The sequence below is a fragment of the Bacillus sp. MT94 genome (genome assembly GCF_058792475.1).
Genome location: NZ_JBXAEZ010000004.1, coordinates 437,170 through 463,741 on the forward strand (window position 1 = coordinate 437,170; position 26,572 = coordinate 463,741).

Sequence of the window (26,572 nt, forward strand, 5' to 3'; positions counted from 1 at the left end):
ATAGGTAACCTTCTTTTTACATCCAACCCTTTTCTTCCGCAATTGTAATTGCCTCAATTCTATTTTTCGCGTCGAGCTTCGTTAATACTTCAGAAATATAATTACGTACTGTACCCGGTGAAAGATAAAGTGCCTTCGCAATTTCGTTTGCCGTCTTTCCTTCTTTCGCAAGCAACAATACTTCCTTTTCGCGATCTGACAACGGATTTTGCTCCTGCCATAGGCCGAACATTAAATCTTGGGAGATCTCTCGCTTTCCCTTCATTACATTACGAATTGCTGCCGCTAAATCTTCACTTGGGCTATCCTTTAATAAATAACCGTGCACACCAGCTTTCATTGCCCTTTCAAAATATCCTGGCCTTGCAAATGTTGTTAAAATCATTACTTTACATAATGATTTTTCTTTCTTTAACGCTTCAGCAACATCTAATCCACTTTGAATCGGCATTTCAATATCCATAATACTTACATCCGGTTTTGACGATTTAATTAATTTTAGCGCCTCTTCCCCGTTTGCCGCTTGCCCAATTACTTCGATATCATCTTCTAGATCAAGTAGGGCCCCTAATGCACCACGAAGCATCCGTTGATCTTCTGCAAGAATAATTCGAATCATGCCCTCACCTCATCTTTTCCTGTTCTAATTACAACTGGAACTTTTACTGTTAACAACGTCCCTGGATTGATTGTACCTAGTTCAACAAATCCATCAATAAGAGCAATTCGTTCTTTCATGCCGCGGATACCATTTCCATCATGATTTTGATCTGTTAAACCGATTCCGTTATCTTTTACTTTCAAAATCAGCTCACCTTGCGATTCTAATACAGAAACTGTGCACCGCGTTGCCTTGCTATGTTTTACAACATTCGTAACAGCCTCACGTAAACACATCCCGACAATATTTTGTTCAATTGGTGATAACGAACTCGAGCTGGCTTCTTGCCTCACTTCTAATTCAATATTAGCTGCTTGTAAGATCGCTTTTATTTGCTCTAGCTCTTCTTCTACCGTAATCATACGCATATCAGAAATTAATTCTCTCAGCTGTTTTAAGGCTGTACGAGACGTTTGTGTAATTTCCTTCGCTTCCACACTTGCACGCTCCGGATTTTTCACAATTAACTTCTCTACAAGCTGGCTTTTCAAAGTAATAAGAGATAACGTATGTCCTAATGTGTCATGAAGATCTCTTGCAATCCGCTGCCGTTCTTCACGTTTTACTAAGTCTTTAATTTGCTCGTTTGCTTCATTCAGTTGGTTCTTTAACATCTTTTTCTGATTAAAATTGCGCATACCAAATGGCGTAAGAAGCATTAAAATAAACATCGGAACGATATTTACTAAACTTGTAGTTGTTAGTTGATTCATATTTACAAATAAAAATGCTCCAAGCATGATAACTAACGAACATAACAGCACTCGAAATACTTTCTTATTTGGCGCAAATCCCATCGCACTTGCTGTGAAAAAGCCAAAAAATATCATAAAAGGATTATAAAATAAAGCAAATAAAAAGATGAGTACCATTTGAATACACGCCCAAAAAACAAACGTCCTCTGAACAAAATAAAGCTGACGGTATGTGACGATAAAAATTATCAACATACCGCTTCCTATTACAAGCTTCCATCCTGATGCCTGCGCTAAGTGATAAATTGGAAATAATAGATAAACAAACCACATATACGGGAAGAATCCCATATGTTTCGGAAAAATCTCAATCCTCTTCTTCTCTATCATTTATACCGCTTCCTGTCTTTTTCTTATATATATTGATACTACAACAAATATAAGGAAATAACCTCCTAATACCGCGATATTTTCCCATCCAATTGATTTTCCAGCTACAATATCCCACGCACCACTTCCGAAATGGTATGTCGGTGTCCATTCACCAATCGTTCTTAATATTTTGGGGAATACTTCAATCGGCATCCATAACCCGCCAACTATAGCTAAACTCATATTTAAGATATTTGCTAAGCCAGCAGCTGCGTCCGCCTTCTTAATGGAACCTATTACTGTTCCTAATGCTAAAAATGGTGTTACCCCTAACAATAACCATAACCCCGCACCAATCCATTGCTCTACTGTTAACTCAACATGATTAATCAATATCCCTGCTATAAAAATAACTAAGATTGAAAAAGCATTCACCACTGTTTGGGCAATAATTTTAGCAGTTATATACGCACCCTCTGGAAGTGGTGTGATTTTCAAAAGATGTGTCCATCCTTGCCCTCTTTCCTGAGAAAGTCTCACACCGAAACTAAAGAGTGCAGTCCCTACAATACTGAAAGTTGCCATCGAAATTAAATAGTGTGCTTTCCACGCATCTCCGTTTTGTGGTACTTGAACAACATTTGTGAAAATGTAGTAAAACATAACAGGCATTAATAATGAGAAAAAGATAAATAATTTATTGCGAAATGTACGTAAAATTTCTATTTTACACTGCATCCATAACGCTCTCATGCGATTTCCCCCTTCTGATTTGCGACGAACTGTTCAAATGCTTCATCAAGGCTTCCACGTTCAACTGAAACATCTGTTACAGGTAAACTCCTTTGATAAATGGCTTTTAAAGTTGCATCCGTATCCTCTGTTGTTAAAATGAAGCGTCCTTCGTTTGACTTAACTTCTGTTACATTTGGTAATTCCTTTAGTAATTTTGTAGGAATGCTTTCCTTCGAGTAAAATGTGATTGTTTTTCGCGAAATCGTCGCTTTCATTTCGTCTGGTGTACCATCTGCGATAATCTTTCCGTTCGCAAATAATAAGATACGATTTGCTAAAGCATCTGCTTCTTCTAAATAATGCGTCGTTAAAATAATTGTTTTCCCTTCACTTGCTAACTTTCGAATCGTTTCCCAAAACATTCTTCGAGACGTAATATCCATTCCGACTGTCGGCTCATCTAAAAATAACAAATCTGGATTTCCCGCAAGTGCAAGCGCAAAATTCAACCTTCTTTTTTGCCCACCTGATAACTTCTCACATCTTTGCTTTCGCTCCGATTCTAAATTTGATAGCTGTAATAACGTTGCTTTCTCTACCGGATTCGTATAATAACTACGGAACAACTCAATTGCCTCTTCGACTGTAATACTATCAATGACACTTACTTCTTGCAGCATCGCACCGAGGCTATTACGAACATCTCTATGCTTTGGACTCTTTCCAAATATAAAGACCTTACCTTCTGTTGGGTCCTTTAATCCAAGCATCATCGACATCGTCGTTGTTTTCCCCGCACCATTCGGACCAAGTAACGCTACTATTTCCCCTTTATTTACATGAAATGAAACATTATTTACTGCGTTTTTATGTTTAAATGTTTTAGAAACACCATTTACTTCAATAATCTTTTCCATCTCTCCACCCCCGCTGTTTCTTATATTTACATTGTATTACTTGGAAAACTTAGGAAACAGTATGATGCGTCATGACATCGATATGACAATTGTCATGTATTCTTTATGAGAGGAATCAAGCTGCATACCGCAAGCGAGTAGCAGGACGAAAATAAACATGATACAATCGGTTAAGATATATATTCGAGGAAGGACAGTGGTTTTCATGATTATTCGTAATGAACAAGATTTAGAAGGCTTACGAAAAATCGGCCGCATCGTTGCGCTTGCACGTGAAGAAATGAAAAAAGAAGCGAAGCCAGGTATGACAACGAAAGAGCTTGATTTGATCGGTAAAAAAGTATTAGATGAGCATGGTGCTATTTCTGCACCTGAAAAAGAATATGATTTCCCAGGTGTAACTTGCATTAGTGTAAATGAGGAAGTTGCTCATGGTATTCCAGGAGATCGCGTATTAAAAGAAGGCGACTTAGTAAACGTCGATGTATCTGCTGCACTTGATGGCTATTATGCAGATACAGGTATCTCATTTGTTCTTGGAGAAGACGAAGCAAAAGAAAAGCTGTGCCAAGCAGCGGTTGATGCATTTTGGGCAGCAATGAAAAAGGTTAGAGCTGGCTCAAAACAAAATCAAATTGGTCGTGCTGTTTCAAACTTTGCACATAAAAGTGGATACAATGTTATTCAAAACTTAACTGGTCACGGCATTGGTCTTAGCTTACATGAAGCACCAAATCACATTTTAAGTTACTATGATCCAATGGATAATGCGCTTCTAAAAGACGGTCTTGTTATCGCTGTAGAACCGTTCATCTCTATGAAAGCTGATCATATTATTGAACGTGGTGACGACGGCTGGACATTCGTTACACCTGATAAAAGTCTTGTTGCACAATGTGAACATACCGTTGTCGTAACGCGCGGCGAACCAATAATTTTAACAGAAATCTAATACCAAAAACGGCTGTTTTGTAGATTTATTCCACATAAAACAGCCGTTTTTATTTTTGGGAAAATATGTGAAATACTGTTGAACTCTTTATCATTTAAGTATATAATCTTTAGCGGAGGTTACTTAAGCTTATCTTTACTAAAAAGATATTGTAACTAAGGAGTAAAACACCTTCTTTCTTATTGTTTAAACAGTCTCAAAAATGACCGTAGTAACGTGTTAGTCGAATATTCTGTAATTCTTATATTCCTCTAACAATGTAAGAAACTATCATCTTTCAACTTCGGTCCACTAATCGCACAACTCTCTTTAGACAAAATAAATGACTATTTTCAAAGTACATATTGTCTTCATTCTGACCAAAACCAACCCTATCTAGCTTTTTATCTCCACATAACTTTAAGGCAAAAATAAGCCTTCACAAAGGGATACACTACATTGGTTAGTATGTATCGTAAAACTTACCTTTATAACCATTCTTTTTTACTAGATATACATGAAAACTATCTCACATATAAAGGTCTGATATCATTCTTTATATCAGTATTTTTTTCGACATTTTTTGTCGAATTGTGTATATTTCCATAGAACTGTGTAAATATACATTGTGTTTTACGTTAAACAATTTTACTTTGAACATAATCCTACTTGTCTGAGAACGCGTATAGAAACGGAGGGATAGCAAAAATAAATAGCTTATAACAAATACTTTTAATATTCCATTTGTTCATGTGGAATAAGTCCCCAATGGACAAATGAATGTTCAGAGGAGGAAAAATGAAAAAACTTTTCAATGTATGTTTAATTGTATTCGTACTATTTTCGCAACTTGCTAGTTTTCCATACAATCAAGTAAAAGCGGAAACCTTAACAGGAGATTCCTTATTTGACACTGTTGAAATGAAAGATGCAACGAATCATATTATTGACGAAGCATTAAATCCTAAAAACTTAATAAAGATAGGATCAATCATTCACCTAGAATATGCTTGGTCAATAAAAGATCATCAAATTGCACAAGAAAAAGATGCAACAGTTCTTCAAATACCTAATGCATTAAAAGTAAAAAATGACCAACAAGGAAACTTAATGGCAGATCAACAAATTATTGGTCAATATTTTGTTACAGCAAACGATAACAAAATGAAAATAGTCTTTAACGATTCAGTAAAAGATTCAAAAGGTGTTAAGGGAAAAATTAAATTTGACACTGTATTCAATCCAGATTTAAAACCTGGCATAAAAGCCGTCCCACTCACTTTCCCTCTAGGTACAGTAGCTAAGACTATCTCAGTTCCTGTTCAAGTAGATAATCCTACTTCACCTACTATTAATAGTGATGATGCTAAGCAGACTACCGAAGAGCAAAAGAACGGTGACGCACAGCAACCTACTGAACAGCCAAAAGATGGTGAAACACAGCAGAAACCTGCGGAACAACCAAAAGACGGGAATCCTCAGCAGCCTGCGAAACAGTCAAAAGATGGTGAGACACAGCAGAAACCTGCGGAACAACCAAAAGACGGGAACACTCAGCAACCTGCGGAACAGCCGAAAGACGGGAATCCTCAGCAGCCTACTGAACAGCCAAAAGATGGCGGGACACAGCAACCTACTGAGAACCCTGGTGATAACACAACAGGGCAACCTGTTGAAAATCCAGACCCATCACCTAAGCAAATTAAAGAAAATATTTTAACAAGCGTAAAATTAACAGATAAAGACGGAAAACCATTTAATGATACAGATAATCGTCCAAATCCTGATTCTGCTGCCAATATCGATTTTACATGGGAAGTTTTAGAATCATTAAAAGTAAAAAAGGGAGATTACTATATTTTCCAACTTCCGGAATATTTTATCGTCCACAACACCATTACACAGCCTTTAGTTGATGGAACAGGACATGAAATTGGGACGTTCGTTGTTGACTTAAACGGAAAAGTAACTATGACTTTTAACGAGTACGTTGAAGACAATCCTAATATAGATGGTCATTTAAAAGTTGGTACGGAATTCAATAAAACAAAAATTAAAGGGACTACGGAACAAAAAATTCCTTTCCCAATTAAAGAACAAGATGTTATTATCGAGCTTGATTTCAAACCTAATGTAAAGAAATCTATGAATAAAAAAGGTATACCTGATAGACCGATTAATACGAATCAAATCAATTGGACAGTCGAAATGAACAAAACAAAAGACATTCTTACAAACGCTGTCTTCCAAGACAATATTCCAAATGGAGCCAGTCTCAATGAAGATTCTATTAAGGTTTATGAGTTAGAAGTAGATATTAACGGGAAAACGACTCGTGGAGCCGAAGTTAGTAAAGAAGAATATACACTCACTTCATCCTCCGATAAATTAAATATCGCTTTTAAAAATGAAACGAAAAAAGCATATCAAATTGAATATGCGACAAAAATTACTGACGAAAGTGTTACTAGTTTCAAAAATGAAGCAAAAGTATCCAGCAAGAATCAAGGAGATGTATCCGCAAATGCAACTGTAACTGTTTCACGCGGTACACATCTAGAGAAAACTAGTAAATATAATCCAAAAACACAAACAATTGAATGGACAATTACTTTCAACGGTGACCAAAGAGATATTAAACAATCTGATGCGCTTTTAAAAGACATCTTGGACAAATCTCATAAAGTTGATGCAAGTTCTATCGTGGTTAAAAATGCTTCTTATGATAATAACGGAAAACTTGTTACAGGTGACAACGCCACAAACTTTACTGTAAAAGAAACCGATGAGGGATTTGATTTACAATTTAATGAAGATATTAATAGTGCCTATGTGATTACTTATACATCGAAAGCCAAGAATGATGTTATACAAGATGGCGAAATCGAAAATACAATTATTGCAGATGGAAAATGGAGTAAAACAAACAAAGTTACATTACAACAACAAAACATCATAAAGAAACATAATAAAAATGCAAACGATACAGATTACAATAAGAAAACAACGAAATGGACAATTATTGTAAATGATAACAATTACGTGTTAAATGATGCTGTTATCACTGATACGTTTGACTATAGTGGACTTACATTACAAAAAGATAGTTTCAAAATTACTGATGGATCAACTGAACTGAAATTAGACTCTGATTACACACTTGATGTAACAGCTGACGGATTCAAAGTAACACTAGCTGGTAGTTATAAGTCTAATATGGATAAAACTTTAACCATCACGTACACAACAGACTTTAATTACGAGACTCTATCTAAAAAGGATGATAATAAATCATTCAAAAATACAGCTGAGTTATCATGGAAAGATATAAATGGGAACGATAAAAATAGTAAATCTCATGATAGATTCAATCCTGACGGCTATACAAAAGGAAACGGATTTAAATACGGTTCTTACAATGCCCAAACGAAAGAAATCAAATGGGACATAGGGTTTAACTATAATAACAGGACTATTAAAGACCCTTCTATCGTTGACGTACTAGAAAACAATCAAAAACTTATACCAGACTCCATTGAGATTCATCATATGGAATTAACTGGTGGTGCAGACGGTTATAAATTAGGGGCACTTGTTTCCCCTGACGAATATACGGTAGAAAATGCAACGAAAGATAATAAAAATACATTAACGATTCATTTTAAAAATGAAATTAAAACAGCGTACCATATCAGCTTTAAAACTTCACTTGCAGGTGAAGAAATTAATAAGCGCTATGATAATTACGCCAAATTAAAAGATGGATCGGAAACTATCGCCAATATTCATGGTGCATTCGAGATCAAAAATGGTGGTAGCGGCGTTACGAAAAAAGCAAAACAAAATGACAAGTACATTGATTGGAGCGTTTCTATTAATGCAAGTCAATCAACGATTGAAAATGCTGTCGTAACAGACGATCCGACAGACAATCAAATTCTCGATGAAAAGTCATTCCACCTATATGGGACAACAGTAGCCGTGGATGGCACTTTAACGAAAGATACAACAAACGAATTAAAAGAAGGAAAAGACTATAAACTCAAAATAACAACAGACAACAATACGGGGAAACAACAATTTACAATTGAATTTCTTCATACTATTGATCGAGCTTATATTTTAGAATACCGTTCACTCATTAATGCAGACAATAATGAAAAGGTAAGCAATAAAGCGAAGATTACTGGTAATAGTTTGAAATTAACAGAAACTGAAAAAATTGAAGAAATAGTAGTTAAAGTATCTTCTGGATCTGGAGGCGGTTCTGCTACTAAGGGACGCGGAAACCTTCAAATTAAAAAAGTAGATAATGCAGATCCAAATAAAATTTTATCTGGCGTAGTATTTACTTTATTCGATCGCACAGGTACAACTGCTATTCGAACAATTACAACAGACGACAATGGTATCGCTCAGTTTAACAACTTAAAACGCGATGAATATCTGCTTAGAGAAATGAAAACTCTTGATGGCTATGTCATTAGTAAAGAATTAAAAGCAGGTAAACTTGTTAAGCTTGGTGCAGAAGAAACTACAACATATACTCTTAAAAACGAGAAATTTGTTGGAAAAGTAGTACTTACAAAGACTGATGCTCATAACAAAGAAAAGCTTAAAAATGCAGTTTTCTCTCTGCTTGATCAAAACCATAATGTCATTCCTGAACATAAAGAATTAATAACAAATGATAAAGGACAAATTACTGTAGATAATTTAAAACCAGGAACTTACTACTTAAAAGAAATAAAGGCTCCTGAGCATTATCAATTAGATGATCGACTTATTGAATTTACAATCGAGGAAGATCAAACAACAGTAATTAATAAAGAGGCCCAAAACAACTTGATTAGAGGCTCAGTTATCCTAACAAAAGTTGATAAAGAGGGTAATACTTTAGAAGGTGCAGTATTTAGTGTACGGGACCGAAATAACAAAAGAATTCCTGGTTATACCAAATTAACGACAAATGGTAACGGACAAATCGAAGCGAAAAATTTACTTCCTGGAGAGTACCAATTTGTTGAAGAAAAAGCACCTGAACATTATGAAATAGATAAAAAACCGCTTAAATTTACAGTTGAAAAGAGCCAACAGAAAGCACTTACTGTTACAGCGACAAATCACCTCATTAAAGGTGGTGTCACTTTAACGAAAGTCGATGATGTCGATGGCACTGCCCTTGAAGGTGCTGTATTTAAAATTGTCGATGCGAATGACGAGAAACAAGTAATTCGTGAAAATATAAAAACAGGTTCAGATGGAAAAGTTACCGTTAAAGATTTAGAGCCTGGTGCTTATAAATTTATCGAAACAGAAGCTCCTAAGGATTATACGTTAAGTACAAACCCTATCGAGTTTACAATTGATAAAAGCCAACAAGCTCTTGCTACTGTTACGGCAAATAACAGCTTAAAAACGGGCGAGGTTGAATTATTAAAAGTTGATGAGTTTGGTGAGAAAAAACCACTAGAAGGTGCTGTATTCAAACTTGTCGATACAAATAATAATGACGTTTCCCCTCACACTAACTTAACTACTGATAAACACGGTAAAGTTAAAGTTAGTAACCTACGTCCTGGTACGTATAAATTTATTGAAATAGCTGCTCCTGAACATTACGTTTTACGAGCAGAACCTATTGAATTTACAATCGATAGAAGTCAGAAAGAAACTCTACTTGTGAAAGCTGAAAATGCTTTAAAACCAGGAGATGTTGAATTAACAAAAGTTGATGATATCGATGGTACAGCTCTTGAAGGTGCTGTATTTAAAATTGTTGATGCAAATGATGAAAAGAAAGTTATTCGCGAAAATGTAAAAACTGGTGCGGATGGTAAAGCTATCGCTACTGGCTTACGCCCTGGCGATTATAAATTTATCGAAGTAACAGCACCGAAGTATTACGACAAAAATACAAAACCAATTAAATTTACGATTACAGAAAGTCAAACAACTCAGGCTACTGTTACCGCTAAAAACAGCTTAACAAAAGGCGGTATTGAGTTAACAAAAGTGAATGCTGCAGATGAAAAGGAAACACTTGAAGGTGCAGTATTTAAAATCGTTAATAGAGATACTAATGAAGATGTTCGTACGGACCTTGTTACGAATAGTAAAGGAATGCTAGTTGTAGATGACTTACGTCCTGGTAACTATAAGCTTATCGAAACAAAGGCTCCAACTTATTACGATGTAAATGTAGAACCAATTGAATTTACAATCGAAAAAGGACAACAAAAACTCCTTCCACTTACATTTAAAAATAGTTTAACGAAAGGAAAAGTTAAACTTATTAAAGAAGATGATGTGGAAAGTAGTAAAGCTCTTGCCGGCGCTGTATTCACATTGCAAGATGCAACTGGCAAAGAAATTATGAAAGATTTAACAACAGATGATTACGGAGTGTTAGTTATTCCTGATTTAGCACCAGGGGATTATCAATTTATCGAAACAAAAGCACCTGAACATTATAAATTAGACAAAACACCTATTAAGTTCACAATTAAAAAAGGTAGTAAGGAAGATCTTCCTATCCCTGTTACTGTAAAAAATAGTTTACTTACAGGTGGCGTCACTTTAACAAAAGTTGATGATGTTGATGGCACTACTCTTGAAGGTGCAGAATTTATAATCGTTGACGCTCATGATACTAAAAAGGTAATTCGCAAAGGTTTAACAACTGATAAAAACGGTAAAATTTCTGCTTCTGATTTACGTCCTGGAGACTATCAATTTATTGAAGTAAAAGCTCCAAAAGACTATACCTTAAGCAAAGACCCTATTCCATTCACTATCGAAAAAAGTCAAAAAGAGAATATTACTGTTACTGCTACTAACAGTTTAAAGAAAGGTGCAGTAACATTAACAAAAATTGATGACATCGATCGTACGATGCTCGAAGGTGCAATCTTTAAGATTGTGGATATGAATGGTAAGGAAGTTCATACGAATCTTGTTACAGATAAAAACGGTAAAATTTCTGTTTCTGATTTACGCCCTGGAGACTATCAGTTCATTGAAACAAAAGCTCCTGAGCACTATGTATTAGATGAAACAACGATTCCATTTACAATTGAAAGAAGTCAAACGAAAGAGATCAATGTTACAGGCAAAAATGCTTTGAAAAACGGTAGCGTTGAACTAACAAAGATTGACGATATTGATATAACTACAAAACTTGCTAACGCCGTATTTAATTTATTAGATGCAGACGGAGAGCTAGTTAAAGAAGGCTTAAAAACAAATGATGAAGGTAAAATTGTTGTTGAAAACCTACGTCCTGGTACGTATCAATTCGTTGAAACAATTGCTCCTGAACATTACGATTTAGATAAAAAACCTATCGTATTTACAATTAAAAAGAGCCAAACTGAAACTCTTCATATCACTGCTACAAATGCTTTAACAAAGGGTGCAGTTAAACTTTCTAAAGTAGACGATGTTGATGGCACTGTTCTTAAAGATGCAGTATTTAAAATTGTTAATATGAACGGTGATGTAGTTCATAAAGACCTTGTTACAAATGAACAAGGAATAATCGAAATTAATGACCTACGTCCTGGTGATTACCAATTTATCGAAACGAAAGCTCCTAAGCATTACGTTTTAGATGAAACACCAATCAAATTCACTATTGAAAAAGGACAGAAGAAAGCTATTTCTTTAACTGCTACAAATAGCTTAAAACAAGGTAGTATCGAATTACTTAAAGTTGATGATTTAAACACTCAAACAAAACTTGCTGATGCGGTATTTAATTTACTGGATCAAGATGGCAAAGTACTTAAAACAGATTTAAAAACAAACAGTGAAGGTAAAATCGTTATCGAAAACTTACGTCCTGGTACGTATCAATTCGTTGAAATAACGGCTCCTGAACACTATGATTTAGACAAAAAACCAATTATATTTACAATTGAAAAAAGCCAAAAAGATATTGCTACCGTTACTATGAAAAATAGTTTAACAAAAGGCGGCGTGGAACTTTCTAAAGTGGATGACGTCGATGGCACTACTCTTGAAGGCGCAGTATTTAAAATTGTGGATATGAATGGTACTGTAATTCGCAAAAATCTTGTTACGAATCAACAAGGTAAAATTAGCGTTTCTGACCTACGTCCTGGTGATTATCAATTCATCGAGACAACGGCTCCGAAACACTACGATTTAAACAAAGAGCCAATTCCATTCACAATTACAAAGAGCCAAGCTGATCCTATCTCCGTTACAGCTACAAATAGCTTAACGAAAGGCGCTGTGGAACTTTCTAAAGTGGATGATGTAGATGGTACTGCTCTTAAAGATGCGGTATTTAAAATTACTGATCTGAATGGTAACGAGATTCGTACTGAGCTTACAACAGATGTACATGGAAAAATTTCTGTTTCTGATTTACGTCCTGGGGACTATCAGTTTGTTGAAACGAAAGCTCCTGAACACTATAAATTAGATAGTACACCTATTAAGTTTACAATTAAGAAAAGCCAAAAAGAAAAGCTCCAAGTTACTACTACAAATAGCTTAACTGAGGGTGCTGTAGAATTAATAAAAGTGGATGATATAAATCCAGATACAAAACTTTCTGATGCAGTGTTTAACATCATCGATGCGAAAGGTAAAATTGTTCGCACTGATTTAACTACTGATAAAGATGGTAAGATTACTGCTACGAACTTACGCCCAGGAGACTATCAATTCATTGAAACGAAAGCTCCTAAGCATTACGATTTAAATAAAACACCTATTAGCTTCACTATCGAAAGAAGTCAACTAACTCACGCTTCTGTTACTGCTAAGAATGGCCTAACAAAAGGTGGCGTGGAATTAACGAAAGTTGACTCTATAGATAAGAAAGAAATGCTAGAAGGTGCGGTATTTAAAATTACTGATCTGAACGGTAACGACATTCGTACGAATTTAGTTACCAATAAAGACGGAAAAATCATCGCTAAAGACTTACAACCAGGAGACTATCAATTTATTGAAACAAAAGCTCCTAAACATTACGACTTAAATGAAGAACCAATTAAGTTTACAATCGAAAGAAGTCAAACAAAGCATGTCTTCGTTACAGCTATTAATAGCTTAACGAAAGGTAGTGTTGAGTTAATTAAAGTTGATGATGCCAAGCAAAACACAACACTTGAAGGTGCAGTATTTAAAATTGTTAATAAGGATGGACACGATGTTCGTACCGATTTAACTACTGATAAAAACGGCCGTTTAGTTGTGGATGAATTACCGCCAGGAGACTATGAGTTTATCGAAACAAAAGCTCCTGAACACTATGACTTAAACAAAACACCTATTAAGTTCACAGTTAAAAAAGGCCAAGAAAAAATTGCCTCTGTTACTGCTACGAATAGCTTAACTAAAGGCGCAGTTGAATTAACTAAAGTTGATGACATCGATGGTACTACTCTTGAAGGAGCAATCTTTAAAATTGTAGATATGAACGGCAAGGATGTTCGTTCTGATTTAACTACTGATAAAGATGGGAAGATTTCTGTTTCTGATTTACGTCCGGGAGATTATCAGTTTATTGAAACGAAAGCTCCTAAGCATTATGACTTAAACCAAAATCCTATCAAGTTTACTGTTGAAAAGAGTCAAACTGCTAAAGCTTCTGTTACTGCTACTAACAGCTTAACTAAAGGCGCAGTTGAATTAACTAAAGTTGATGACATCGATGGTACTACTCTTGCAGAGGCTATCTTTAAAATTGTAGATATGAACGGTAAGGATGTTCATTCTGATTTAACTACTGATAAAGATGGTAAGATTTCTGTTTCTGATTTACGTCCAGGAGATTATCAGTTCATTGAAACGAAAGCTCCAACTGGCTATGATTTAAACATTAAACCAATTCCTTTCACAATTACGAAAGGACAATCTCAGATTACCTCTGTTACAGCTTTAAATAGTTTAACAACAGGTTCAATTGAGTTAACTAAAGTTGATATTGATCACCATGGAACACTTGAAGGTGCCATTTTCAATATTTTAGACCAAGATGGAAAAATCATCCGAGAAGGTTTAAAAACAGACCAACACGGAAAAGTAATCGTAAATGATTTGAAACCTGGTAATTATCAATTAGTAGAAACACAGGCTCCTAAAGGCTATCAATTAGATGCATCACCAATAAACTTTACAATTGATAAAGCCCAAGCTACACCACTACAAATTACAGTTTCAAATAAAAAGATTGAATCTTCGTCAGGTGGAGATGACAAGCCAGTTACTCCTCCAAATAAAGAAGAAAACAAAGGCAATGAAACATCTGAGAAACACAAAAACGGAACTTCCGAAGAAACATCAAATGAAACAGATAACAAACAGCAAGATGATCGAAATACGGATAAACACCTTCCAAATACAGGTCATAAAGAAGACCCTACACAAACAGTAGGTATCGTCCTTCTACTAGCTGGATTATTAAGTATTTTAGCTACAAAACGCAAAAAACATTATTAATAATGTTTTTACATCCAATCAATCTCTCAATTGATTGGATGTTTTTTTATACAAAAAGGACGATACATAAAGTATCGTCCTTTTAACGGGGTGAGGCTGCCCAAAAGTACGGAAAACCTTTGAACAGCCTCTTATTTTCATATGGATGCCTTACATATATCACTGATAATAATTATGAAATGCGGAAACATAATTACCATCAACTGATTCAAACATGAGAAATGAAACCCTACAGTGGTTCCATTTCTCTACATAATCTAAAGTTTGGGTACACTAGATTCATGCAATGTAGGAGCTTTCAGAGTAGAAAGCGAACCTTCGTTTAAAATGATAGCATACATATCTTCCTCAAAAATATGCAAATATGCATATATTGTTTTTATTTCTCAATGTCAGAATATTGAAAAACAAAAGACGCGAAGGTAAAATAAAGTCATTATCCGTCTTCTTTTGTCAGTCACAGAGAATAGAAGAATAGGAGAGGAAAAAATGAGAAAATCATTGAAACAAAAAATAGTAAGCTCTTTGCTTGCTGTATCACTCGCTGTTAGCTTAGCTCCAATTGGGCAAGCAAAAGCGGATTCCACGTCAGAGGTTACACAAACTCCATCTATTACAAAACAGATTGATCCAAACCGCGCAATTGAACATGTTCGTTTCTTATCTGAAACAATTGGTCCTCGACCCGGTGGAACAAAATCCGAAGAATGGGCTTCTCGTTACATTGGTATGCAGCTTAAATCGATGGGCTATGAAGTAGAATATCAGCCATTTCAGGTTCCCGATCAGTACGTTGGATTCATTGAATCACCACTGTCAATAAAACGTAATTGGCAAGCTGGTGCTGCTCCTAATTCACTAATTTCTACAGAAGCTGTTACAGCTCCCCTTATCTTTGTTCAAGGTGGGACAAAATTAGAAGATATTCCAAATGAAGTAAACGGTAAAATTGTTTTATTTGAAAGAGGAACGACAATTACAGACTATAATAAACAAGTTGAAAATGCTGTTAGCAAAGGTGCAAAAGGTGTTCTTTTATACAGTTTAATTGGCGGACGCGGAAATTATGGACAAACCTTCAATCCCCGCCTAACGAAAAAGCAATCTATCCCTGTCTTTGGTCTTGCTTATGCGCAAGGAAATGCATTTAAAGAAGAAATCGCTAAAAAAGGGACAACAATTCTTTCCCTAAAAGCGAGACATGAATCTAAATTAACATCTCTAAATGTTATCGCCAAAAAGAAACCAAAAAAGAGTACCGGTAATGAAAAAGCAGTCGTTGTAAGTTCGCACTATGATAGTGTTGTCGGAGCACCTGGCGCAAATGATAATGCTTCTGGAACTGGATTAGTATTAGAACTAGCTCGTGCTTTTCAAAATGTAGAAACTGATAAGGAAATTCGTTTTATTACCTTTGGTTCTGAAGAGACTGGCTTACTTGGCTCCGATTATTACGTTAATAGTCTATCCCAAAAAGAACGCAATCGAATTTTAGGTGTCTTTAACGCAGACATGGTTGCAACAAATTATGATAAAGCAAAGAATTTATACGCTATGACACCTGATGGCTCTACAAACTTTGTAACAGATGCTACCTTGCAAGCAGGTAAACAACTAAATAATGACCTCGTCCTACAAGGTAAATTCGGTTCTAGTGATCATGTTCCATTTGCTGAAGCTGGTATTCCTGCTGCTCTATTTATTTGGATGGGTGTCGATAGTTGGAATCCATTAATCTATCATATTGAAAAGGTATACCATACACCTCAAGATAACGTATTAGAAAATATTTCACCTGAACGAATGAAAATAGCATTAGACGTTATCGGAACAGGGGTTTATAACTCGCTTCAAAAACCTGTTACTCAAACTGAACAGAAAGCTGCTTAATCAATAAAAGACCACTGATTTTTATCAGTGGTCTTTTATTGAGAAAAAATATATATGCATAAAAGCATATTTTATCCTCCTCATTATCGTATACAATATTAACTGTAACAATATCGATTACAACTTATAAGGAGGCTTTTTCTATTATGAAAAAAATGATTTTAGCAGGTGCGTTAACTTTAGCAGGAATTACCGGCGCTACCGCGTTTATTCCTGAAACAAAAGTCGCTGCTGCCGCTCAAGAACAAAGCTTTACAAAATTTTATTCTTTGCAAACTGGAGGTAGTTCTGAACAAGAACCTGTTTTCCTTCAAAAGGGACAAGAGTTAACAATTCAACCTAACAGCAAAACTCCTAGTTACAGTGTTTATGACTCAAATCATAACCTTATTGGACGTTATTCTGATGGTTACGGCCGAATTTTCACTGCAAAAACAGATGGAAATATGTACGTTCAATTTCATGCACCTTACGTTTACTATAGTCCTGTTAGTTTTTCTGTTACTTATACAATCCAATAAAATAAAGGGCCTTTCTCAAGGGCCCTTTATTTTGCTTCCCAATTCACTTTTACAAAACCATCTTTCACCATTACCGTACCAATCGGTATATTTAATATTTCACTCATTTCCTTGTAAGAATATTGTTCATAGTAATAGAGTACGAGTACCGTTTTATATTTTTCATTTAATAACTGTATTACTTCCCGTATCATTTCCGCTTCCACTTTTTGAATAAATTCTTCTGATATATTCACTTCATCTGCGAAATCTATTTCTCCACCATCTTCTTTATGAAACAAATCCAATATTCGATCTTTCCACCTTTTTTTCTTACGATAAAAATCATAAAACGTACGAACACAAATTGTAGTAATCCACTTTTTATAATTATCCACATAAGAAAGTTGGTGCCTTGATGAAAAAACCTTTATCCACGTCTCTTGAAAAATATCTTCCGCATCTTCTTTCGTTTTCGCTAACTTATAGCATAAGGAATATATTTGCTGCTTATATATATCAATTAATTCTTCTACCTTTTCTTCCATCATAAGCCTCCTGTCATTTATATAAGACGACGCAAATTATCCTTTTGTTTGATAAAATTTTATTTTTTTATTATCTCCATACAAAAAGGCAATCACAACATCGTGTGATTGCCTTTTACTGAAAGCGAAAAATCGGCTCCGCTTTGCTAGAATACTCGGTGGCTTCGTGCCTTCCTCCGAGGCAAAGTACGCCTCTCTGTCAGGAGCTCCATCCCCCTCCTATTCTAAACGAGCCGCTTTCGCTTTTCTTAATTACATTTTTTCTGGTGCAGATACTCCTACGATTGCTAATGCATTTTGAAGTGTAGTGCGTACTGCTTTCATTAACTCGTAACGAGCTTTACTTAATTCTAAGTTATCTTGGTTCAATACTTTTTCTGCATTGTAGAAGCTGTGTAATGCTGCTGCTAATTCAAATGCATAGCTTGTAATGCGGTGTGGCAGACGTTTTTGTGCTGCATCCGCAACTACAGCTGGGAATTCACCAAGTTTTTTCAGTAACTCTACTTCTTTCTCAGAAGTAACAAGTTTGTAATTCACGTCTCCATCTGCAGCTAATCCTAACTCTTCACCTTGACGAAGGATACTGCATACACGAGCATGAGCATATTGTGCATAGTATACTGGGTTTTCATTAGATTTTGATACAGCTAAGTCCATATCGAAGTCTAAATGAGAATCACCGCTACGCATCGCGAAGAAGTATCTCATTGCGTCCACGCCTACTTCTTCCATAAGCTCACGAAGTGTAACTGCTTTACCTGTACGCTTACTCATTTTCATTTTTTCACCATTTTGGTACAGTTGTACCATTTGGATGATTTCTACTTCAAGTGTTTCTTTATCGTAACCTAGCGCTTGAATAGCAGCTTTCATACGAGGAATGTAACCGTGGTGGTCAGCACCCCAAATGTTGATTAACTTATCGAAACCACGCTCTAATTTATCACGGTGATAAGCGATATCTGGCGTTAAGTATGTGTAAGAACCATCATTTTTAATTAATACACGGTTTTTGTCGTCACCGTAAGTCATTGAACGGAACCAAGTTGCTCCGCCTTCTTCAAAGATTTCATCACGCTCTTTTAATACAGCAAGTGCAGCATCAATTTTTCCGTTTTTGTATAATGATGTTTCTGAGAACCATACATCAAATTTAACACGGAAGCTCTCTAAGTCTTTTTGAAGTTTTGCTAACTCATATTTCAAACCATATTCACGGTAGAATTCATAGCTTTCTTTTTCATCAGCTTTTGCGTAACGATCACCAAACTCTTCAGCTAAACGTTTACCGATTCCAATGATATCCGCACCATGGTAACCGTCTTCTGGCATTTCTTTCTCTAAACCTAATGCTTGCATGTAACGAGCTTCAACAGAAAGAGCTAAGTTATGAATTTGGTTACCAGCATCATTAATATAGTACTCACGAGATACATCGTATCCTGCTTTTGCTAATACGTTACATAAAGTGTCACCTACTGCCGCACCACGTGCATGTCCTAAGTGAAGGTCACCTGTTGGATTCGCAGATACGAACTCAACTTGTACTTTTTCACCTTTACCAGTGTTCGTTTCACCGTAAGCTTCACCAGCGTTTACGATTGTTGGAATTAAATCTGTTAAGTAGCTATTATCCATATAGAAGTTAATAAAACCAGGACCAGCGATTTCGATTTTTTCAATAGAAGCTTTTGCTTTATCGAAGTTTGCAACTAGTTCTTCTGCAATCATACGAGGTGCTTTTTTCGCAACGCGTGCAAGTTGCATTGCCATATTTGTAGAGAAGTCACCATTTGTTTTATCTTTTGGAGATTCTAATACAACGTTTGGAATCTGTTCTTCTGTCGCTAATTCTGCCTTTAATACAGCAGCTTGAATTTCTTCTTTAATCAATCCTTTTACCTGTTCTAAGGAATTCATTATTTTGCCTCCTTCAAATTAATTGTAATTGTATATCTGCCAGCTTCTTGTTCACTTAGAAGCAATGCGTACGTTAAAAAGAGTTGTCCTTTTTTCTTTTCATCCGACCATTTAAAAAGAACGTTATCAGTTTTCGTTTGCAGTGCAAACGTACCAAGTTCACTCGTATACGTACCCGTTGTCCATTCACCTTTCACATGCGTCTGACGCATAGAAATAGCACCTGAACGCATAATGAGAACTTGTTCATCTTGAATTTTAATAATTGTTTTCACTTCGCCTTGTTCGTTCGGCTCCTGGAATGTTACATATGTACCTTGACCTTTTACATAGTATTGACCATTTGCTTCAAAAGCAACGGTTTCCTTCCTCGCCCCTTCACGGATTTCTGTTACGAAATGAACGTGTACCGGCAAGCCTGCAAGTTGTTTCTTCACGTCTTGCACACCTTTCAAATGTTATAGATATTAAATACTACTTATAATAAATCACTTTTCCTATCATATCAAAAAAAGACGCTGTCTGTCTGCTGAAAAATCAGGAAAACTCCATTTCAAAAAATAATTCACTTCTACTTTATTTCATGTGATAAAATATTTTTTAAATCTAAATATTCTTTTAATTATAGAGGTGAATTCAGTGATACCAACAAAGTTAAAAAAGGGTGATGAAATACGCGTGATTTCACCATCCTGTAGTTTAAGTATTGTTTCAAATGAAAATAGAAAACTTGCTACAAAAAGATTAACTGACATGGGCTTTCAAGTTACATTCTCAAAATATGCCGATGAGATAGATCAATTTGCTTCCTCTTCTATTTCTTCCCGCATTCAAGACCTCCATGAAGCATTTGGAGACCCTAATGTAAAAGCTATTTTGACGACACTTGGCGGATACAACTCCAATGGTTTATTGAAACATCTCGATTATGATCTAATTCGTAAAAACCCGAAATTTTTCTGTGGTTATTCTGATATTACTGCCTTAAATAATGCAATTTACACAAAAACAGGGCTTGTTACATATTCGGGTCCCCACTTCTCTTCATTTGGAATGGAGAAAGGGCTCGAGTATACAAACGATTACTTTTTACAATGCTTAACCACTAATGAGCCTATTGAAATCATTCCGGCGGAAACGTGGAGCGATGATTCTTGGTATATGGATCAGGAAAATCGAGAATTTATAAAAAATGAAGGGTATGTTCCAATTCAAGAGGGGGAAGCGACAGGAGAAATTATCGGTGGCAATATGAGCACACTTAATTTACTACAAGGCACACCATATATGCCAAACTTAAAGGGCAAAATTTTATTCCTTGAAGAAGACAGTTTAACAGGAAAATCAACGCTTAAAACTTTTGATCGCTATCTACATTCCCTTATGCAGCAACCTGATTTTGAACATATAACAGGTATTGTAATAGGAAGAATGCAAAAAGAAGCAGAATGTACGATAGCGGACATTCAAGAAATGATTTCTTCAAAACCTGAACTTGCACATATTCCTATCATTGCAAATGCAAATTTTGGACATACAACTCCAATTTTTACTTTTCCAATTGGTGGACGTGCCAAAATCATTTCTAACAAAGAAAATACATCTATCACTATTTTAACGCACTAAAAAAGGAGCGAACGATTCGCTCCTTTTATGATTTTTCTATTTTTTGCAATGCTTTTTGCGGGATTGACTCTTTCGTTATTTCAGCCCATCCTTTTCCTTGCATACCTTTTGCATAAATTTTTATAAAAGCACCTGCATGCAATTCACGATTTACCATTCTTTTAATAATTTGTTGCTTTCCGTCCTCTGTATACCCTTTAAATGTATACAAATATTCACCGTCTTTTTTCTCACCTTTATCTACAACCGCATAATAATCTTGTATTTCTTTATTTGAAAAGAAGTTGTCTACAAAAGCATGTACACCTTCTGTTTTTGTGTTTAAATAATATGCTGTTCCCCCTAAAATGATGGCGAATACAGCTAAAACTTTAATTACCAATTTCATACATGCGCCTCCTGTTTGCACTTCTTTCTCACTAGTATTATATCTATACTTGTATTATACGGAAAAGAGCATACTATACTCTATCTAAAAGTCTTACACTTTCCTTACATTATTGTAAGGGATTTTTTCTTAAAGCAAGTTCCCAAGAAAAAATTTTTCCGTTTCATACACTTTTATATTATTATTGAATGATACGAATTTTTATTACAAAAATCAAAGGAGACAGTTTTCAAATGGCTATCTTGCAAGGTTTAGCACTATTACTTGTTGTACTTTGTCTATTTACACTTTTCAGTTACCGTGCGCCTTACGGAATGAAGGCGATGGGCGCTTTAGCTAATGCAGCAATCGCAAGTTTTCTTATTGAAGCATTTCACCGTTATATAGGTGGAGAAATGTTTCATAATGACTTTTTACAATCAGTAGGAGAAGCTTCTGGTAGTATGAGCGGTGTCGCAGCAGCGATTTTAGTCGCATTAGCAATCGGTGTTTCCCCCGTATACGCTGTTTTAATTGGTATCGCTACTAGTGGATTCGGTATTTTACCAGGATTTTTCGCCGGATACGTTTGTGCCTTCGTCGTGAAATTTCTCGAAAAGAAATTACCGGCTGGTGTGGAATTTTTAGCAATCCTATTTATCGCTGCACCAATCTCACGTGGAATGGCAATGCTTATGGATCCGCTCGTTAACGCAACACTTGGTAAAATCGGTTCTATGATATCAGTTGCAACTACAGAAAGTCCTATCATTATGGGTATTATGCTTGGTGGATTAATAACAGTTATTTCTACCTCTCCACTGAGTTCTATGGCACTAACTGCAATGCTTGGATTAACAGGTTTACCAATGGCAATTGGTAGTCTTGCCGTAGCAGCCTCAGCCCCGATGAACTTTATTTTCTTTAAGCGACTAAAAATTTGCTCAAAGAAAGACACAATCGCTGTAGCAATCGAGCCTTTAACACAAGCAGATGTTGTTTCAGCAAATCCAATTCCAATTTATGCAACAAACTTCGTTGGCGGTGCACTTGCCGGTATTATTACATCGCTATTCCAGCTTGTTAATAATGCACCAGGAACAGCATCACCAATTCCAGGTCTTCTTGTCCTATTCGGATTTAATGACGTTATAAAAGTAACGATTGCTGCTGTACTATGTGGAATCGTTACCACTATTGTCGGATACATCGGGTCTATTGTGTTCCGTAAATATCCGATCCGCTCTGCTGATGAAATTCGTGGAGTTACTTCGGAAGAGAAGGTTGCATAAGAAAAAGAGCTATTCCCATCGTTTGAGAATAGCTTTTTTTGTGTTGCGTAACGGTAAATGAAATTATATCGGCGATTTTTTAAATATATCGACTTACCGACACATAACGACAAAGTAAGAGCCCTCTAATCATATAGAGGGCTCTTACTTTATCTAGCTGCAGCGGCTAGAATGATCGGTGGCTTCGCTTCTTCCTTTGAGGCAAAAAGAGCCTCTACGTCTGAAGCTCCATCCCCCTCACATTCTGAGCGAGCCGCTTCCGCTTTTATTTCTATCCAGTTACGCCTCCTAGACCCTTGCGTCTAAGAACCTTCCCTGCCAAAAGGTAAAAAGCACCTTTTGCAGGAAAGAACCTTAGTCACCGGGTCTAAACAGTCGGCTTCACTTTTATTTTACCCAACCGAGCAGCATTTCCCGCACGAATTTGCTTGCTGCGACTGGTGTTTGATCACTATGGTCGTAGACTGGGGCTACTTCTACTAAGTCTGCTCCAACTACATTTATATTTGAATTTGCAATTGCTACGATGGAATCTAATAATTCTTTAGATGTGATACCGCCAGCTTCTAACGTTCCTGTTCCTGGAGCGTGAGCTGGGTCTAATACATCAATGTCGATTGTGACATAGACTGGGCGTCCAGCAAGTTTCGGTAATACTTCTTTTAACGGTTCTAATACGTCAAATTTATATAAGTTCATACCTACTTCTTTCGCCCATTCAAATTCTTCCTTCATTCCAGAACGAATTCCGAAAGAATATACGTTTTCCGGACCAATTAAATCACACACTTTACGAATTGGTGTAGAGTGGGATAAAGGCTCCCCTTCATACGATTCACGTAAATCAGTATGAGCATCCATGTGGATGATTGCTAAATCCGGATATTTTTTTGCCATTGCCTTAAAAATTGGCCAAGACACTAGGTGCTCACCGCCGAGACCTAGTGGAAACTTATCGGCATCTAAAAGTTTTGATACATACTCTTCAATCATGTCTAAGCTGCGTTGTGCGTTTCCGAATGGTAATGGGATATCACCCGCATCAAAATATTTTACCTCTTCTAATTCACGATCTAAATACGGACTATATTCTTCAAGACCGATTGATACTTCACGAATACGTGCAGGGCCAAAACGAGATCCTGGACGGTAACTTACTGTCCAATCCATAGGCATCCCATAAATAACTACCTTTGACTCTTCAAAACTTGGATGACTTTTAATAAATACTTTACCTGAATAAGCTTCATCAAAACGCATATTCTTTTCCTCCTTATGTGGAACTTAAGGTATCCCAACCTTTCACTATTTCTCAAATTTGGAGCGAATTGCTCCTCTTTCTCGATTTACCGGGTCTTCTTTTTAACAACAAGAAGACGATTTTCTCTACAGAAGTGTAAGTAGCTAGCATGTTCAAGTCTTCTGGACAAACACCTTAAATGAGCTACTCACACTTTATTTGTTCAAGCTCGATTTTCTTACTTAATTAAATCGCCAACAAATTTCGGTAATGCGAATGCTGCGTTGTGTAATTCTTTTGTGTAGTATTTCGTTTCGATTTCGTGGAAACGCTCTTCACTTACTTCTAATGGATCATGTTTTTTAGATCCAATTGTGAACGTCCAAAGACCACTTGGGTATGTTGGAATATTAGCTGTGTATAAACGAGTAATTGGGAAAATTTCTTTTACATCTTTAAACACAGTCGTAATTAACTCTGGTGTGAACCAAGGGTTGTCCGTTTGTGCAACGAAAATACCATCTTCTTTTAACGCTTTTGAAATTCCAGCGTAGAAGCCTTTTGTAAATAGGTTTACTGCTGGTCCTACTGGCTCAGTAGAATCTACCATAATTACATCGTATTCATTTTCGCTTTCTGCGATATGTAGGAAACCGTCTCCTACTTTTACTTCTACACGCTCATTATCTAATGCGCCTGCAATTGATGGTAAGTATTGTTTAGAGTACTCAATTACTTTTCCATCGATTTCAACAAGAGTTGCTTTCTTTACACTTGGGTGTTTTAACACTTCACGAATAACACCACCATCACCGCCACCAACAACTAATACGTTTTCAGGGTTAGGATGTGTAAATAAAGGTACGTGCGCTACCATTTCATGATAAACGAACTCATCTTTTTCTGTTGTCATAACCATGCCATCTAAAATAAGCATGTTTCCGAACTCTTCCGTTTCAACCATATCAAGTTTTTGGAATTCTGTTTGCTCCGTATGTAATGTGCGGTTAATACGCGCCGTAATCCCAAAATGTTTTGTTTGTTTTTCAGTGAACCATAGTTCCATCGTACAATCACGCCTTTCAATGCAAATTTATAATAGGGACATCATTAATGTCCCCTAACAAAAATAAAACAAAACATCCAAAATGTATAGTTAAAAGTACAAAAATACCGAAAATATATTTTAGTCAGAGGGTTCTAACATATATGTATAAAGAAAACCCTTTCTTAAGAAAGGGCTTTTGTCTCTATTTCTACTGGTTTACGAATTGGAATTAGGATCATAATACAACCAACTAACACCACAATTCCACCTACTAAAAACGGGCTTTGTGGTGAAACAGTATGACCGATAATTCCTGATAAAATCGGAGCAATTGCGCCCCCTAACCAACGAACAAAGTTATAAACACCTGACGTAACAGATCTTTCATAAGGTGAAATATCCATTACATAACTTGTATATAATGCATTGTTTAAGCCAGATGCTAATCCTGATAAAACGATAAGAGTAATTTGTAACCACATAATTTTCACAAAGAATAGTGCAATTAAGAAAATCGCAAATACAAGTAAACTACCCTTCAATAATGTTTTTGGTTCATATTTCCCTTCTAGCTTATGTGCTAAAATTGCAGAACCGTAAGCTAACGCTAATCCCCATCCGCAAAATACAAAGCCTAATTGAATAGCTGATAAATGCATAATAAGTGGTGAATATGCTAACACAACGAAAAATCCGTAGTAGTATAACATTCCTGAAATCGCACCTTGCATAAACGGTTTATACTTCACCAGGTTAAGTAATTCTCCTACGCCAGCAGCCTTACGCTTCACTTTTCGCTCCGGTTCTTTTACAAAAAAGAATACTAAAATAAATGCTAAGAAAATTAAAATACTCGTCGCGAAAAATGGATAACGCCAAGAATGTCCACCTAATATTCCACCCAATAACGGCCCCCCAGCCATACCTAAGCCAATCGCTGCTTCGTATAATCCTACTGCTTCATGAACTTCTTTACTTAATGCTATTAACAGCGTCATTGCTGTAGCAAAAAACATCGCATTTCCTAATCCCCATCCAGCACGGAAAAGAGATAATTGAGCAATCGTTTGCGATATACCACATATAAACGCAAATACAGTCACAATCGCAAGACCGATTGTCATCATCCGTTTATCACCAAATCTTGATGCAAATATACCAGCTGGTAACATCATGATTGCCATCGTTAAAATATAAGCAGTAAATAACATTTCAACTTGCCAATGCGTTGCACCAATTTTCTCTGCAATAATCGGCAAAATTGGGTCGACTACTCCTATACCCGAAAAGGCAAGGAAGGTAGCCACCACTGTAATCAATCTCCCTAGTTTTTGTTTGCTCTCCATTT

Annotated in this window: 17 protein-coding genes; 6 read left to right on the top strand and 11 right to left on the bottom strand. The window is 36.1% G+C overall.

Annotated features, from left to right (window positions below):
* Nucleotides 1–16: 16 nt before the first annotated feature.
* From AC1Q51_RS17410 to AC1Q51_RS17425, 4 genes are read right to left on the bottom strand one after another with little or no spacing between them, the layout of a single operon-like run.
* Nucleotides 17–619 carry a response regulator transcription factor gene (locus AC1Q51_RS17410; protein WP_492331620.1) on the bottom strand — a complete coding sequence of 201 codons (603 nt, stop codon included), beginning with the start codon at nt 617–619 and terminating at the stop codon, nt 17–19.
* A complete protein-coding gene (locus AC1Q51_RS17415) occupies nt 616–1,746 on the bottom strand; it encodes a sensor histidine kinase (protein ID WP_090978299.1) in 1,131 nt (376 codons plus the stop codon). Before AC1Q51_RS17415 ends, AC1Q51_RS17410 begins: the two co-directional genes overlap by 4 nt.
* Nucleotides 1,747–2,481, bottom strand: a complete 735-nt coding sequence (locus AC1Q51_RS17420) for an ABC transporter permease (RefSeq protein ID WP_090978301.1) — start codon at nt 2,479–2,481, stop codon at nt 1,747–1,749.
* A complete protein-coding gene (locus tag AC1Q51_RS17425) occupies nt 2,478–3,380 on the bottom strand; it encodes an ABC transporter ATP-binding protein (RefSeq protein WP_090978303.1) in 903 nt (300 codons plus the stop codon). The genes AC1Q51_RS17420 and AC1Q51_RS17425 overlap by 4 nt, the downstream gene beginning before the upstream one ends.
* 157 nt (nt 3,381–3,537) lie before the next feature.
* On the opposite strand from AC1Q51_RS17425, the gene map reads away from it, so the two are divergent.
* From map to AC1Q51_RS17445, 4 genes are all read left to right on the top strand, one after another.
* The gene (gene map, locus AC1Q51_RS17430) at nt 3,538–4,332 is read left to right on the top strand and encodes a type I methionyl aminopeptidase (protein WP_100910518.1); all 795 of its coding nucleotides are present in this window, start codon (nt 3,538–3,540) and stop codon (nt 4,330–4,332) included.
* A gap of 777 nt (nt 4,333–5,109) precedes the next feature.
* Complete coding sequence (locus AC1Q51_RS17435; protein WP_151527114.1) at nt 5,110–14,790, top strand: SpaA isopeptide-forming pilin-related protein; 9,681 nt, start codon at nt 5,110–5,112, stop codon at nt 14,788–14,790.
* Between the two features lie 489 nt (nt 14,791–15,279).
* A complete protein-coding gene (locus AC1Q51_RS17440; protein WP_090978307.1) occupies nt 15,280–16,680 on the top strand; it encodes a M28 family metallopeptidase in 1,401 nt (466 codons plus the stop codon).
* Between the two features lie 146 nt (nt 16,681–16,826).
* Nucleotides 16,827–17,201, top strand: a complete 375-nt coding sequence (locus AC1Q51_RS17445) for a hypothetical protein (protein ID WP_000738223.1) — start codon at nt 16,827–16,829, stop codon at nt 17,199–17,201.
* A 26-nt stretch (nt 17,202–17,227) separates the two neighbouring features.
* Here the strand turns inward: AC1Q51_RS17445 and AC1Q51_RS17450 are convergent, their stop codons facing one another.
* The 3 genes from AC1Q51_RS17450 to AC1Q51_RS17460 all read right to left on the bottom strand — a co-directional run bounded on the left by AC1Q51_RS17450 (nt 17,228) and on the right by AC1Q51_RS17460 (nt 20,088).
* On the bottom strand, nt 17,228–17,728 hold the full coding sequence (locus tag AC1Q51_RS17450) for an RNA polymerase sigma factor (RefSeq protein ID WP_139213327.1): 501 nt from the start codon (nt 17,726–17,728) through the stop codon (nt 17,228–17,230).
* A 252-nt stretch (nt 17,729–17,980) separates the two neighbouring features.
* Nucleotides 17,981–19,651, bottom strand: a complete 1,671-nt coding sequence (gene argS / locus AC1Q51_RS17455) for an arginine--tRNA ligase (RefSeq protein ID WP_001086464.1) — start codon at nt 19,649–19,651, stop codon at nt 17,981–17,983.
* Nucleotides 19,651–20,088: a YwiB family protein gene (locus AC1Q51_RS17460; protein WP_000744343.1), complete on the bottom strand. Its 438-nt coding sequence runs from the start codon at nt 20,086–20,088 to the stop codon at nt 19,651–19,653. The genes argS and AC1Q51_RS17460 overlap by 1 nt, the downstream gene beginning before the upstream one ends.
* Nucleotides 20,089–20,290: 202 nt before the next feature.
* On the opposite strand from AC1Q51_RS17460, the gene AC1Q51_RS17465 reads away from it, so the two are divergent.
* Complete coding sequence (locus AC1Q51_RS17465) at nt 20,291–21,277, top strand: S66 family peptidase (RefSeq protein ID WP_097924447.1); 987 nt, start codon at nt 20,291–20,293, stop codon at nt 21,275–21,277.
* 25 nt (nt 21,278–21,302) lie between these two features.
* On the opposite strand, the gene AC1Q51_RS17470 is transcribed toward AC1Q51_RS17465, so the two are convergent.
* Nucleotides 21,303–21,665: a YxeA family protein gene (locus AC1Q51_RS17470; RefSeq protein ID WP_000779932.1), complete on the bottom strand. Its 363-nt coding sequence runs from the start codon at nt 21,663–21,665 to the stop codon at nt 21,303–21,305.
* A gap of 233 nt (nt 21,666–21,898) precedes the next feature.
* On the opposite strand from AC1Q51_RS17470, the gene AC1Q51_RS17475 reads away from it, so the two are divergent.
* The gene (locus tag AC1Q51_RS17475) at nt 21,899–22,936 is read left to right on the top strand and encodes a PTS sugar transporter subunit IIC (protein ID WP_000996313.1); all 1,038 of its coding nucleotides are present in this window, start codon (nt 21,899–21,901) and stop codon (nt 22,934–22,936) included.
* 387 nt (nt 22,937–23,323) lie between these two features.
* Here AC1Q51_RS17475 and speB read toward each other — a convergent pair whose 3' ends face one another.
* The 3 genes from speB to AC1Q51_RS17490 all read right to left on the bottom strand — a co-directional run bounded on the left by speB (nt 23,324) and on the right by AC1Q51_RS17490 (nt 26,570).
* The gene (gene speB, locus AC1Q51_RS17480; RefSeq protein WP_001209831.1) at nt 23,324–24,196 is read right to left on the bottom strand and encodes an agmatinase; all 873 of its coding nucleotides are present in this window, start codon (nt 24,194–24,196) and stop codon (nt 23,324–23,326) included.
* A 218-nt stretch (nt 24,197–24,414) separates the two neighbouring features.
* Entirely contained in the window at nt 24,415–25,242 is an 828-nt protein-coding gene (speE, locus tag AC1Q51_RS17485) for a polyamine aminopropyltransferase (protein ID WP_000424696.1), read from the bottom strand.
* Between the two features lie 164 nt (nt 25,243–25,406).
* Nucleotides 25,407–26,570 carry an MFS transporter gene (locus tag AC1Q51_RS17490; RefSeq protein ID WP_000444233.1) on the bottom strand — a complete coding sequence of 388 codons (1,164 nt, stop codon included), beginning with the start codon at nt 26,568–26,570 and terminating at the stop codon, nt 25,407–25,409.
* Nucleotides 26,571–26,572 lie beyond the last annotated feature (2 nt).